At 42.1% G+C, this 12,819-nt stretch carries 14 protein-coding genes; 6 read left to right on the forward strand and 8 right to left on the reverse strand.

Annotated elements, in window-relative coordinates; translation table 11 throughout:
- Positions 1-19 precede the first annotated feature (19 nt).
- Positions 20-2,446 carry a UvrD-helicase domain-containing protein gene (locus SOI82_RS04995; protein ID WP_320668262.1) on the forward strand — a complete coding sequence of 809 codons (2,427 nt, stop codon included), beginning with the start codon at positions 20-22 and terminating at the stop codon, positions 2,444-2,446.
- A 57-nt stretch (positions 2,447-2,503) separates the two neighbouring features.
- Positions 2,504-3,760: a CCA tRNA nucleotidyltransferase gene (locus SOI82_RS05000; protein WP_320668263.1), complete on the forward strand. Its 1,257-nt coding sequence runs from the start codon at positions 2,504-2,506 to the stop codon at positions 3,758-3,760.
- A gap of 43 nt (positions 3,761-3,803) precedes the next feature.
- Here SOI82_RS05000 and selD read toward each other — a convergent pair whose 3' ends face one another.
- Entirely contained in the window at positions 3,804-6,041 is a 2,238-nt protein-coding gene (gene selD, locus SOI82_RS05005) for a selenide, water dikinase SelD (RefSeq protein ID WP_320668264.1), read from the reverse strand.
- Between the two features lie 216 nt (positions 6,042-6,257).
- On the opposite strand from selD, the gene mtnP reads away from it, so the two are divergent.
- Positions 6,258-7,172 (forward strand): S-methyl-5'-thioadenosine phosphorylase, encoded by a 915-nt coding sequence (gene mtnP, locus SOI82_RS05010; protein WP_320668265.1) that lies wholly within the window; start codon positions 6,258-6,260, stop codon positions 7,170-7,172.
- A gap of 107 nt (positions 7,173-7,279) precedes the next feature.
- On the opposite strand, the gene SOI82_RS05015 is transcribed toward mtnP, so the two are convergent.
- The 6 genes from SOI82_RS05015 to SOI82_RS05040 all read right to left on the reverse strand — a co-directional run bounded on the left by SOI82_RS05015 (position 7,280) and on the right by SOI82_RS05040 (position 9,528).
- Positions 7,280-7,486: a photosystem II reaction center protein J gene (locus tag SOI82_RS05015; protein WP_320668266.1), complete on the reverse strand. Its 207-nt coding sequence runs from the start codon at positions 7,484-7,486 to the stop codon at positions 7,280-7,282.
- Between the two features lie 12 nt (positions 7,487-7,498).
- Complete coding sequence (locus SOI82_RS05020; protein ID WP_320668267.1) at positions 7,499-7,618, reverse strand: photosystem II reaction center protein L; 120 nt, start codon at positions 7,616-7,618, stop codon at positions 7,499-7,501.
- A gap of 20 nt (positions 7,619-7,638) precedes the next feature.
- Positions 7,639-7,776 (reverse strand): cytochrome b559 subunit beta, encoded by a 138-nt coding sequence (gene psbF / locus SOI82_RS05025; RefSeq protein ID WP_320668268.1) that lies wholly within the window; start codon positions 7,774-7,776, stop codon positions 7,639-7,641.
- Positions 7,777-7,779: 3 nt separating this feature from the next.
- Complete coding sequence (psbE, locus tag SOI82_RS05030; protein ID WP_320668269.1) at positions 7,780-8,028, reverse strand: cytochrome b559 subunit alpha; 249 nt, start codon at positions 8,026-8,028, stop codon at positions 7,780-7,782.
- 109 nt (positions 8,029-8,137) lie between these two features.
- Positions 8,138-9,151, reverse strand: coding sequence for a photosynthesis system II assembly factor Ycf48 (locus SOI82_RS05035; RefSeq protein ID WP_320668270.1), 1,014 nt, complete (start codon positions 9,149-9,151; stop codon positions 8,138-8,140).
- 17 nt (positions 9,152-9,168) lie between these two features.
- Positions 9,169-9,528: a rubredoxin gene (locus tag SOI82_RS05040; protein WP_320668332.1), complete on the reverse strand. Its 360-nt coding sequence runs from the start codon at positions 9,526-9,528 to the stop codon at positions 9,169-9,171.
- Between the two features lie 173 nt (positions 9,529-9,701).
- On the opposite strand from SOI82_RS05040, the gene SOI82_RS05045 reads away from it, so the two are divergent.
- From SOI82_RS05045 to SOI82_RS05055, 3 genes are read left to right on the forward strand one after another with little or no spacing between them, the layout of a single operon-like run.
- A complete protein-coding gene (locus SOI82_RS05045) occupies positions 9,702-10,064 on the forward strand; it encodes an NAD(P)H-quinone oxidoreductase subunit 3 (RefSeq protein ID WP_320668271.1) in 363 nt (120 codons plus the stop codon).
- A gap of 4 nt (positions 10,065-10,068) precedes the next feature.
- Positions 10,069-10,812 carry an NADH dehydrogenase subunit K gene (locus tag SOI82_RS05050; RefSeq protein ID WP_320668272.1) on the forward strand — a complete coding sequence of 248 codons (744 nt, stop codon included), beginning with the start codon at positions 10,069-10,071 and terminating at the stop codon, positions 10,810-10,812.
- The gene (locus SOI82_RS05055) at positions 10,809-11,390 is read left to right on the forward strand and encodes an NAD(P)H-quinone oxidoreductase subunit J (protein WP_320668273.1); all 582 of its coding nucleotides are present in this window, start codon (positions 10,809-10,811) and stop codon (positions 11,388-11,390) included. The genes SOI82_RS05050 and SOI82_RS05055 overlap by 4 nt, the downstream gene beginning before the upstream one ends.
- Here the strand turns inward: SOI82_RS05055 and SOI82_RS05060 are convergent.
- Positions 11,387-12,703, reverse strand: coding sequence for a gluconeogenesis factor YvcK family protein (locus SOI82_RS05060; protein WP_320668333.1), 1,317 nt, complete (start codon positions 12,701-12,703; stop codon positions 11,387-11,389). The two genes, SOI82_RS05055 and SOI82_RS05060, sit on opposite strands and share 4 nt — an antisense overlap.
- Positions 12,704-12,819: the final 116 nt, after the last annotated feature.

Below are 12,819 nucleotides of genomic sequence, written 5' to 3' on the forward strand. Positions count from 1 at the left end.
ATAATTTTTTTCGATCAAGATGAATGAGCCTAGCTTTGAATTCCTTGAAGGACTGAATGATGCCCAACGGCAAGCAGTTGATCATCATGTTGGCCCCCTTTTAGTAGTTGCAGGTGCTGGGAGTGGAAAAACCAGAGCACTCACACATCGAATAGCACATTTAATCGGGCACCATGGTGTAGATCCAGCCGAAATCCTTGCGGTTACTTTTACCAATAAGGCCGCTCGAGAAATGAAAGAGAGATTAGAATTACTCTTAGCAAAAAAATTAGCCAATGCTCAATTTGGCCAACCCTGGAGCACACTTCCTACGATCGAACAACGTCAATTACGTCAACGCATCTATACAGAAATAACTAAAGAACTTTGGATTGGGACTTTTCATGCTCTATTTGCAAGATTACTAAGGTTTGATATAGAGAAATTTACGGGTGCTGAAGGTCTTAGATGGACCAGACAATTCTCTATTTATGACGAAACAGATGCCAAAAACCTGATCAAAGAAATAGTCACTCAGGAAATGCAACTTGATCCCAAACGCTTTGACCCAAAAAAAATCAGATGGTCTATAAGTAGGGCTAAAAATCAAGGTTTCTTACCACATCATTTAGCAGAAAAGGCGCAAGGGAGAATAGACGAACTTACAGCAAAAGCTTATAAGCTCTATAGAAACTCTCTAGCGGCAAATAATGCTTTGGATTTTGATGACCTTCTTCTTTTACCTGTGCAACTACTCAAGCAAAATGTAGATGTTCGAGATTATTGGCATCAAAGATTCCGTCATATATTAGTTGATGAATATCAAGATACTAATCAAATTCAATATGAATTAATCAAGCTTTTAGTGACCAATGGGAATGAGCCATCTTCATTTAAAAATTGGAAGGATCGATCAATATTTGTTGTTGGGGATGCTGACCAAAGCATCTATAGCTTCAGAGCTGCTGACTTCAGAATTCTGATGGGGTTTCAAGCGGATTTTGGTGATAAGTCTCTAGATACGACAACCTCGACAATGGTCAAGCTTGAAGAGAACTATCGATCAACATCTAACATCCTAGAAGCTGCAAATTCATTGATTTCTCACAACACGGAACGTATAGAGAAAGTATTACGAGCAACAAGAGCCGAAGGTGAACTAATCAAACTCACTAAATGTGACGATGAGATTGCAGAAGCAGAAGCAATAGTTCATCGACTAAGGATGATTAATGCTGCAAACCCTGAAGTGCGTTGGGGCGATATGGCAGTTCTCTATAGAACTAATGCACAATCAAGAGCAATCGAAGAGTCTTTAGTTCGTTGGGGTATTCCATATGTTGTTGTTGGAGGGCTTCGCTTTTATGACCGAAGAGAAATAAAAGATATTTTGGCTTACCTTCGACTTTTAATTAATCCAGCAGATAATGTGAGTCTTCTTCGGGTAATGAATGTACCTAAAAGGGGTATTGGCAAAACAACTATTCAACGACTTACAGATGCAGCTAATCAATTGAGCATTCCTCTTTGGGAGGTGGTATCTGATGCTGAAGCCGTACGTTCTTTAGGCGGAAGATCTTCAAAAGGTCTTTTGGAATTCTGTGAACTCATTAATTTCTTAAATAGTCACTTAGTTAGTTCTTCTATCTCAGAATTAATACAACTAGTCATGGAGAAAAGTGGTTATATCAGTGGGCTTATTGCTGAAGGAACTGATGAGGCAGAAGAACGCAGACGAAATCTCCAAGAACTTGTAAATGCAGCATTGCAATATCAAGAGGAAAATGAGGCCGCTGACCTTGAGGGCTTTCTTGCATCAGCCGCTCTAGCAAGCGATGCAGACAACAAAGATACTCAAATTGATCGAGTCACACTCATGACACTTCACAGCAGCAAAGGTTTGGAATTCCCAATTGTTTGCTTAGTTGGAATGGAACAAGGATTATTTCCTAGTTATCGTTCTCTTGATGATCCAGCCTCATTAGAAGAAGAAAGAAGATTGTGTTATGTAGGACTGACAAGAGCTAAAGAAAGACTCTTTCTTACTCATGCAACAGAGCGCAGAGTTTGGGGCGGCATGAGAGAAGCTGCTTTACCATCTATATTCCTTTCTGAAATTCCTGAAGAGCTAATTCAAGGTGATGTCCCATTAAGTGGAGGTACCTCATTGAGGCGGGAAAGAAACCTTGAGAGGCAAACAAGAATTGACCGAAATTACATCCAAAACAAGGCTCTGGAGCCTAACAACATTCCAAAAAATGCTGTTAGGAGAAAACACCCAGGGCCTTCAGCAGGAAAGAATTGGTCTATCGGAGACAAGGTAATCCACAAAAGCTTTGGGTTAGGGACAATCAGCCATATATTTGGCGAAGGTGAGAAAATTTCAATCGCAGTGAAGTTTGATGGTTTAGGTCCAAAAATTCTTGACCCACGTCTCGCACCAATCGAACTGCACGAATGCGAATAGATGCAGAACCAATTCTTCAGAAATTGATATTGAAACAAAAGGAGCTAGTTTTTAAGAATGGAGCCCACTGAGAGCAGCAAGTCTCATCTTGAATGGCCAAGCTTGCTCAAAAACTTGCCTTTAGATGAAATTCTAAAAGCAGCCAATACAGCAGGAATCAATTCTGTTGCAATCGTTGGCGGCGCAGTTCGAGATGAATTACTTAACCAAATTAAGGAACAACCTTTACAAACCCCAAAAGATTTAGACCTAGTAGTAGAAGGATCTGCAACTCAATTAGCAGAAGCCTTAAAGGATGAATTAGAGCCTAGGAGATTATCTGGATTGCGGATTTATCCCGATTATGACACCGCGGAGATAAAAATAGATGGGTACCCATTCGACTTCGCAACTGCACGAATAGAAAAATATAAATCGCCAGGGCAAAACCCTCAAGTCACCCCTGGCAGCATTGAAAAAGATCTTCAGCGCCGAGATTTCACAGTTAATGCTATGGCACTAGAGTTATCAAATATGCGACTAATCGATCCCTATGGGGGGCAAGCTTCTCTCGCTAATCGAGAACTTCGGTTTCTTCACTCGAAAAGCGTTGAGGAAGACCCAACCAGAATAATTCGAGCCGCTCGCTATTCTGCAAGACTGCTATTCGATTTAGCACCTGAAGCTCATAAACAAATTAAATCAACTCTTTTACATTGGCCTTGGAAGTGGAAGCAAGGTGATTCTCCGAATCTTGCTCCTCCAGCTCTAGCGACGAGGCTTCGCCTAGAAATGGAACTCTTGTTTCATGAAGAGTTATGGGCAGAAGCATTAGAGAATCTACAAAGTTGGGGAGGCCTAGTATTACTTGAAAGCGGACTCCAAGCAGACAAGGGTTGGGGGAACAGATTAAAAAAGGCTTCAGAGCTCGGAGTAGATCTACTAACTGCATTTCTAGCCGGCTCAAGAAACCCTGGTGTTGTGGCAGCAAGGTTGCAATTACCTCAACATCAACAACAAATACTTATTCAAAGTCTAGAAATTCAAAAGTTCCTTTGTGATCTTCTTGAGAGAAAAGAGTATTTATCATGGACACCTTCTATATGGAGTCATGAAATTGAAAGTAATAATTGGCACTGTGATGCTATAGCTCTTTCAATATGCAATGGTGGTCCTATTTGGCGTCCGTTTTATAAATGGTTAAATTGTTGGCGATTCATTAAGTCGCCAATTTCTGCTAAAGAGCTGATTCAGAAAGGATGGGAAGCAGGACCCTTATTAGGAAAAGAACTAAAAAAACTAAGGAGCGAAGAGCTAGATAAGTTAATAAATTAGAAAGACTGCGATTAATTATTTAAAGCAATATATAAACGACCATTTATATAGATAAAACATTGCCAATCTTGATCCATGGAGCTTCATTCTCTAATCTTATTGCGTCTTCGTTTGGGCAAGCTATCAATAATGGTCCGCAGGTCTGAGGGTCAACTATAAGCTCCATGATTGTCTCATATTCTTGACATCCCGCATAGAGGCCTTTCCCTAAAGATAATTCAACAAATGCAGGTGATCCATCCCTCTTATCGAGAAGGCTCCATGCTCTGCGGTTCGCTGGGGCGAGTGTGCTCGCATAACCATCCCTAAGCAAACTTAATGCGCCCTTTAATGAAGGAATTAATTCAGCCTCTAATTGAATTCGTAGTAGAGATTGACCTAATTTAATGCGTTTAGAATTGCTAGCAAAAAGCATCTCTTCCAAATGGCCCAACAATCCAAAACCTGTAATGTCAGTACAAGCATGCACAATTGGATTTGAATGATTCCTCTCTTGAGCTTTAAGTAGTGCCTCCACAAGAATGTGTTGGCTAGTCGCAAGCTCATTGATTGCTGCGTCCAAGTCTTGAGAGCAAACTTTGCCAGCTCTAGCTGCAGCAAATAGAACGCCAGAACCTAAGCCTCGACTCAGCATTAGCGCATCTCCTTCGCAAAAGCCTCCTTTAGTCCACGGGTCGATTCCACTAGAAACTAATCCATTGACACATAAAGCTATTTGAATTCCAAGACTGATTGGTTCAGGAGCATCACTTCTATCCTCAACAGTATGACCCCCAACAAGTTTTGCGCCTTGGATTTCTAATGCTGAATTAATACCAGACAAACTCTGAGCTAATAATTCCTTCTGAATTTTGTCAGATACATTGGGAAGTGTAATTACAGCCTGCGCAGAAGAAACGCACGCACCGGTTGCCCAAAGATCAGAGCATGCATGCAAAGCTGTTAATCGCCCATTAAGCCAGGGATCACTTATCAGAGCAGGGAATCCATCTACACTTTGCACAAGACCTTTCCCTCCTTGTAGCGATGCAATAAAAACAGAATCCTCTGGATTAGCACTCAAAGCTGAAAGATTTGCCTGATCCAAAGCTTCTTTTAGAGGTTTTGAAGGCAGTTTCGCTGCACAACCACGACAACCCATATCTGAATCAATTGAATTTTCTGATGAATCCATACCAAATTCAACGTCAAGCTTCGCCATAAACTTTCTGTCAATTTTCTCCTTCCATTTCCATAGCAAATGGTGAGGGCCAATTAAGAAATGTCCCCACGAAGCCCAAGCTACAGGCTTTTTAGATTGATACCCCCCACCACCAATCAACTGAAGAGCTCTTTTTTGAGGCAACCAACCAGAAGGCTCCAAGTTTTTACTAAATCTCTCAAGATTCCTTGCTAAAGGCTCAGCAGCACGTACCGCCCAAACGCCTGAAGCAGGTCGATACTGCTTTTTGATGACACCACAATCACCTACCGCAAAAATATATGGGTAATTAATTACTTGAAATGTATTAGTCGTAAAAACTCTGCCATCAGAGTCAACTTCAAGATTACTTTTTTTAAGCCAATTAGGTGCTTTACTTCCAGTGCAAAACAATACGTGGCCTGAGATTGAAGCCCTCCTAGGTATCAGGTCAATCTTGGCCTTATCAAGCGCCTTTTTAAATGTGGGACTTAATTTACACATATCTGCTTGCAATCTCAAAAAGCGATTACTCCAACGACTACGAAGCGCTAAAACAACCTCCAAGGCCGAAAGGCCTGATCCAACTACCGTCAATGGCTTTTTATCAAAATCAAGAGTATCTTTCTCTTGGTTTTCAATCCATTGCATTGCTGCAGTTAAAGGCTTAATTGGTATCCCTAAATCTATGCCTGTCTTTTGAACATGTTCTTTATCCTCGCAGGCTTCAGAACCAATATCTAAACTCAGTCGTTGAAAATATATTGGAGGGCGATCTTGCAAGAAGATACAATTATCAATCACATTTAAACCTCTAATTTCATCTATTACGAGCACGACCTTAGCTTTCTCCGACAAGGTTCTTAGATTAATCAAAACTTCATTTAGTGAATAATATCCTGCAATTAAACCTGGAAGCATTCCTGAGTACATTGTGGTGCTTTTTCGACTAATCAAAGTGATCAAACCTTTAGGTCTAAGGCTAGGATCCATGCACCATCTGCGAAGTATCAAAGCATGGGTATGTCCTCCTCCCGCTAAAACAAGATGATCATCAAGCATTATTTTGAGGGCAATAGAGTGAACAGTTTGTAAAGGCAATAAACTAATTCTGACAATTTTACTACCATAAACTTGATTGAGTTATCTAATGAGGATATTCTCTTTGCTATTGATAAATTAACTATTTAAAATTTCCAGTCAAAACTCCTTAGCAAAAGGCAAGGTTTAAGACTAAGTAAACACAAAAACTTAAAGTTATGTTCAAACTATATTTATTTCAAAGAAGCTAAGATGAAAAGGATTGAGAAAACCTAATTGCAGCTTTCTAAAATTACTCTTCTCAAAGATGCGCGTCTTGGCATATTGGGAGGGAGTGGCCTTTACAACATAGACGGGCTCGAAAATGTACAAGAGTTGAACATTAAAACTCCCTTTGGTGCACCATCTGACACATTACGTTTAGGGGAATTAGGTGGGATGGAGGTGGTTTTTCTTGCTCGGCATGGCAGACATCACACAATTACACCGACAGATATTCCTTATAGGGCAAACATCTGGGCACTCAAATCACTAGGTGTTAGTTGGTTATTAGCACCATCAGCGGTTGGCTCACTGCAAGAACAAATAAGACCCCAAGACATGGTCGTACCTGACCAATTTATCGATCGAACCCATCAAAGGCCTCTATCTTTCTTCTCTGATGGCGCTGTTGCTCATGTAACCATGGCAGATCCGTTTTGCCCCAATCTTGCAAGGTTGCTAGCGGAAGAAGGAGGAAGGCTGATGCCTGAAGGAAGACAAATGCATAAAGGTGGCATCTATTTAGCCATGGAAGGCCCTGCATTCTCAACTCGCGCCGAATCAAACTTATACAAAAGCTGGGGCTGCTCAGTAATTGGGATGACAAACCATACTGAAGCAAGATTGGCGAGAGAAGCTGAAATTGCCTATGCATCTCTTTCGATGGCCACCGACTATGACTGCTGGCATGAAAGTGAAGAAACTGTTTCAGTAGAAATGGTAATGAACAACCTTCGGGCTAATGCGAGCTTGGCCTCAAAAATTGTTCGTGCAACAGCTGCAAAGATTTCAACAACTAGGCCAAAAAGCACAGCACATCATGCACTCAAAGATGGACTAATGACAGCCAAAGAGAGGGTGCCAAATGAAACTCGTAAGAAGCTTGATTTATTAACAAGGCCTTACTGGGGCCATTTCAGTAACCAATAAAAAAATTATCTTTCCAAAAGAAAAATCGAACTTCCATTAAATGGAAGTTCGATTTAAGCACTTCAACCTTTAATAGCGAAGGAACTCCTTAATTCAAATCCCTAAATTTATAAGCCTCCAGCATTCCCTACACCGGTGTAGGAACCATAAAAGAAAATACCAAGAACAAAGAATACCGCTATTCCACCTGCAGAGGCTACAAGCCAAAGAGGCAGAGATCCTTCTGTCCAACGGCGTTCCCAAGAAACTGCTGGACGTCCATCTGGAAGTCGATCAGGTATTCGACCGTCAGGGCCCTTAAGTTTGGTGCTCATGATTCCTAAGGTTCAGTTAAAGAAATAGCTGGAAAACAAAATTCCCATGACGAAGGTAAGCAAAAGTCCTAAATAAAGACTTGTGCGATTCAACTCAACGGGCAAATTGTTGGGATTTGGATTGACTTGCATTGCTAGTAGAAAGTGATCAATCAGCGACGGATGAACTGCATGGCAGCAATTGCACCTAGGAAAAACACCGTGGGAACGCCCAAGGCGTGCACAGCAAAGAATCTAACCGTAAAAATCGGGTAGACGCGATCAGATTGAAGAGGAGCAGATTGTGTCATGTCTTATTGCAGACGCAGGTCTAGTTGGGACTTGGATTCATAGCGTTGGCTCACAACTGGAGCCTTTGTCTCTGAACCCTGGAAATATGCATCAGGTCTTGGAGTCCCGAAAGTGTCATAGGCAAGACCTGTAGACACAAACAAGAACCCAGATATGAAGATAGCTGGCAGGGTTACAATTTGGATAACCCAAAACTTGATGTCGGTAAGGATCTCAAAAAACGGGCGTTCCCCCGTAGAGCCGGCAGCCATAACCTCATGCGTATCAGCCCATAGATCTTATCAAGGCTCTGACGTATCTATGTGGATGCCTTGCAGGCTTGGTTACAGAGCGTTGTGCAAATTTATTTTTTAAGCAGGCTTATCCAGCCCAACGGAGCAAAGTTCCTCTTTCTCCCAGTACAAAGCCACTGATTTTTTCCTGCTCATCACTGGCATTAAACAAAATTCGAAGCAAATTAGAAGGTTGCACATCTCCCACAGGATCAGATTCCCAAGAATCTCCTCCATCTTTACTAAATAAGAGTGTTCCATTACCACCCGCTGCCCAAATTGTCCCTTTTGGGTCCCAAGCCAAGTCCAAATAGTTGTAGCCATTAACTATAGGAATTATTGGTTTACCCCAACTATCTTCCTGAGCCTCAAAATAATCAGCAAAACGAATCTCAGCACCTCTTGAAATCATCCACAGTGATCCATCTGGCTTATATCCCATTGTTTGGACTCTCTTACTGCTAGCTCTTTGATGTGGCTGCCAGGAGCTTTGGCCAGGATCCAAAGTCGCATAAAAATTTCCCAAACTACTAACACTTACATATTCACCATTACTACCTCTCCTTATATCTCTAATACCACCTGAAGCTTCTTCTATTTTCCCCTCCCAATTCTGTCCTCCGTCTGTCGTGACATAAACCGCTCCTGCTGTAGTAGCTAGTTCTGCGGAATCTGTCGCAAGAGTTTTAATTAGATAAGGCTCCCCAGGCAATTTGTTACCTAGTGCCAAACGAGTCCAAGTTTGCCCAGCATCTCGACTATGCAGTACTAGGCCTGGCTGACCAGCAATCCATCCCTCATCACCAAAGAAATCAATACTAATCAAACGAAAATTCTCTTCACTAGGAATATCAAGGCTTCTCTTGTCCCAACTTTTACCTCCATCATTAGTTTCACGAATTAAACGGTTCGTTCCAATCAAAAAACCATGATTTTGATCAACAAAACTAATATCCAGAGGGTTGGCATCTGTATTGATCTCAACGACTTGCCAAGGACTTGCACTCGCAACTGACAAGCGAGTTGAGACACAGCCACCCAAACTTAGGCCTATGCCCAAGATAAGGACCCAATTGATCAAGGTCGAAAGAAAACGGTTCATAGAGGAATTGATTAGGTTCAATGCAAGGAGTACAAAGACAAGAAGCAAGCGACGGCAAAGGCCAGGCCTCCAAAAATCAAGACATTCTTCTGCCCTGAAGTGAGATTATTAATTCCAAAACCATAATTTAAATTTTCCTCAAATCCACTAGGTGATTCCTTGGGGCCAATATCTCTAAAGACCTCAACTCCTGAACGGCATACAGGGCAACGAAAATTGCCCTGATCCAAATCCATGAATGCTGTTCCACTCGCAATACCAAACTTTTTTACACCATCGGCAGGGTCATAAACATAGCCACACTTGCGGCACTCAAATCGATGAGAGGTGTTCTCAGGGATTGATTCTGATGCCCCTTCTGAGGCTAATGAAGACATTGTTTCAACAGCCTCAAGATCCAACTTACTTACTTCGCCAATATCTTCTGTTTTTTTGATTTCATCGCTCACGATGCTCTCCAATTCAAGACAACTCTATCTAGGCTGACACTTTTCAGCGAATATGGGACTTATCATTCAAATAGCCAGTATCAATTGAGTAGCAAATATCTATGTTTTCACTACCTGGCTACGACGCTTTCCTAGGGTTTCTTTTGCTCGCATCGGCTGTCCCAGCACTCGCTTTAATTACCAACAAACTACTTTCTCCTAGCAGCAGAGAAGGGGAGCGAGAGCTGACATATGAATCTGGAATGGAACCCATCGGAGGCGCATGGATTCAATTCAATATCCGTTATTACATGTTTGCTCTTGTCTTTGTGATTTTTGATGTGGAGACCGTATTTCTCTATCCATGGGCAGTAGCTTTCAATCGTCTAGGTTTATTGGCTTTTATAGAAGCACTTATTTTTATTGCCATTCTTGTAGTTGCACTAGCCTATGCATGGAGAAAAGGAGCACTTGAATGGAGTTGATTCAGTGACTGAAAGCCCTTCTATCAAAGCAGTACGAGACTTACGCTCGGCCACATGTGGACCCGTTGGGGCCCCAACGGTTACCAGTGAGCTAAGTGAGAACATCATTTTGACCAGTCTGGATGACCTTCATAATTGGGCGCGACTAAGTAGTTTATGGCCTTTGTTATATGGGACAGCTTGCTGTTTTATAGAATTTGCTGCATTGATTGGATCACGATTCGACTTTGATAGGTTCGGATTAGTACCAAGAAGTTCTCCCCGGCAGGCAGATCTTTTAATAGTGGCAGGTACAGTCACAATGAAAATGGCTCCAGCACTGGTAAGGCTTTACGAACAAATGCCTGAGCCCAAATATGTAATTGCAATGGGCGCATGCACAATTACCGGTGGAATGTTTAGCGCAGACTCCACAACAGCTGTTCGAGGAGTAGACAAACTAATTCCTGTAGATCTCTATCTGCCTGGTTGTCCTCCAAGGCCAGAAGCAATCTTTGATGCAGTAATTAAGCTACGTAAAAAAGTGGGAAATGAATCAGTAGCCGAACGAAATAAAATCAGTCAGACACATCGTTACTACACTATTAGTCATCAAATGAAGAGAGTAGAGCCTCTTATTACCGGCAAGTACTTGAATGCGGAAACGCAAAAAAAAGCACTGCCATCAGGAGTTGGTATAAAGCTGGAGCAAGAAGATCTCGTCAAAGATCAAGCAATCCTAAAATCAAACAACAAGAACGAATCATGAGCGAGGAAACACCTCCAAATTCACCTGCTCCATCACAAGAAAACGATAGCCAAGAAATCTCTGCTGAAAAGGCACTTCAGCCAGGCCTAGTGAGTAAATGGCTCAGCTCCAAGGGATTTGACCACACTATTCTTGACAATGATCACCTTGGAATTGAAACAATAAGTGTTGAACCTATTCATCTTCGTGAAATTGCAACTGCCTTAAAAAGCTACGGGTTCGATTATTTACAATGTCAAGGGGGATACGACGAAGGTCCAGGATTAAACCTTGTCAGTTTTTATCATCTAATTTCAATACAGAACTTTCTATCAACGAATGATTCATCGAACTCAAATGTTCAAGAAGTTCGCATCAAAGTTTTCTTACCTCGCTCTGGAGACCTAAGTGTTCCAAGTCTTTACGGTCTATTCCATGGTGCTGACTGGCAAGAAAGAGAAACATATGACATGTTCGGGATTAATTTCGATGATCACCCGCACCCCAAAAGATTGCTTATGCCAGAAGACTGGAAAGGCTGGCCTCTGAGAAAGGACTACGTTCAACCTGACTTTTATGAAATGCAAGATGCATATTAAATATCCTTTTTGTAACTCCTATAAAAGCGCATAATTGCCAAGGCAAGACTCCTTGAGTCATGGCGTAATGTAGGCGTTTGACGGCGACCCTGCAGGGGAGCTTGTATAACCTTATACCCCTGTAATTTCAGAGCTCTTTTGTCACATGTAACAGGCTGGGCACCTCTTGCCTTGTAATAGTCCACTAATGGAGAAGGCTCGATTTCATCTTGAGCGAGAATTGAATTAAAAATCCTCTTACTAATTCCAGAACTTGCTAGTTGAGCTTCTATTGCTCTGACATGCCCACTTACATCAAGACCATCAGTCTCACCTGGTTGGGTCATCAAATTGCATATATACAATTTTGGGGCATTACTGCTTTGAATTGCATCCACTAATTCTGGTACAAGCAGATTTGGCAAAAGAGACGTATACAGACTCCCTGGGCCAAGCAAGATGAGATCAGCATTAGCTATTGCTTCTAGGCCACGCGGTAGAGCCGTAGGTTTTTCTGGATAACAACCAATTCTCAAAATCGGACTTGGAGCATTGCCGATCGCAGATTCACCTTCTATTTTCTGACCATTTTCTAATTCAGCCCATAGCTTTACATCAACGTTCGTAGCTGGTACAACTTGCCCCTGCACCGCAAGCACTCTGCTAGAAGCAGTAATAGCCGCCTCTAAATTCCCTGTAATAGCAGTTAAAGCGGAAAGAAATAGATTCCCAAAACTATGCCCTTCTAATCCACTCCCCGAAGAAAAACGGTATTGAAATAACCGAGTTAAAAGAGGGGCCTCTGTTGAAAGAGCTGCTAAACAATTACGTATGTCGCCAGGAGGTTGTACGCCTAATTCACGGCGCAGGACTCCACTGCTTCCTCCATCATCTGCAACAGTGACAATCGCTGTTATTCGGCTGCTATAGCTCTTCAAGCCACTTAGCAAACTCGCAAGACCTGTCCCACCTCCAATAGCAACAATATTGGGGCCTCGATTTAATTTGCTCTTAGCCCTAAGTGCATCTACTAAAGCTGTGTCCTTGGAGGGGGCTAGTGCCTGCTGAATCGAACCAAAGCTACGACTCTGCCCCCACAACAAAAGCCCACCACCCAAAATAAAAACCAAAGGGCCAGTGATACTCCTTGGCAAGAATGTAGTAATCGCAGTTAAAAACCAAAAAAGAGTTTCAATACTCCAATAAATTGGGGTCAAATCAGCCCAAATTGCAGCTCCCAAAAGTGCTAAGAGCAAACCCAGACCCGAGGTCAACATCCATCGCTTAACCACTAACCCTGGCAATAACCAGCGAACTGCTCTAACAGTTCGCATTGCTATACCCTTTGGATGCGATCGTCTTTTAGATCTTCTAGGCCGCCTCAAAGCAATGCGCCTTTTATAGCGACGTTGATAAGAAGATTGGTTCCGTGAAGTCAAATGCGGTGTAG

Origin of the sequence: Prochlorococcus sp. MIT 1307 (genome assembly GCF_034092395.1) — a bacterium.
Taxonomy (GTDB): domain Bacteria; phylum Cyanobacteriota; class Cyanobacteriia; order PCC-6307; family Cyanobiaceae; genus AG-363-K07.

Coding starts and splice junctions, on each gene's coding strand:
- SOI82_RS05020 (WP_320668267.1), bottom strand. CDS start 7,618: ATGCAAGTCAATCCAAATCCCAACAATTTGCCCGTTGAGTTGAATCGC.
- SOI82_RS05000 (WP_320668263.1), top strand. CDS start 2,504: ATGGAGCCCACTGAGAGCAGCAAGTCTCATCTTGAATGGCCAAGCTTG.
- SOI82_RS05040 (WP_320668332.1), bottom strand. CDS start 9,528: ATGTCTTCATTAGCCTCAGAAGGGGCATCAGAATCAATCCCTGAGAAC.
- SOI82_RS04995 (WP_320668262.1), top strand. CDS start 20: ATGAATGAGCCTAGCTTTGAATTCCTTGAAGGACTGAATGATGCCCAA.
- SOI82_RS05015 (WP_320668266.1), bottom strand. CDS start 7,486: ATGAGCACCAAACTTAAGGGCCCTGACGGTCGAATACCTGATCGACTT.
- SOI82_RS05035 (WP_320668270.1), bottom strand. CDS start 9,151: ATGAACCGTTTTCTTTCGACCTTGATCAATTGGGTCCTTATCTTGGGC.
- SOI82_RS05045 (WP_320668271.1), top strand. CDS start 9,702: ATGTTTTCACTACCTGGCTACGACGCTTTCCTAGGGTTTCTTTTGCTC.
- SOI82_RS05060 (WP_320668333.1), bottom strand. CDS start 12,703: ATGCGAACTGTTAGAGCAGTTCGCTGGTTATTGCCAGGGTTAGTGGTT.
- psbE (WP_320668269.1), bottom strand. CDS start 8,028: ATGGCTGCCGGCTCTACGGGGGAACGCCCGTTTTTTGAGATCCTTACC.
- psbF (WP_320668268.1), bottom strand. CDS start 7,776: ATGACACAATCTGCTCCTCTTCAATCTGATCGCGTCTACCCGATTTTT.
- SOI82_RS05055 (WP_320668273.1), top strand. CDS start 10,809: ATGAGCGAGGAAACACCTCCAAATTCACCTGCTCCATCACAAGAAAAC.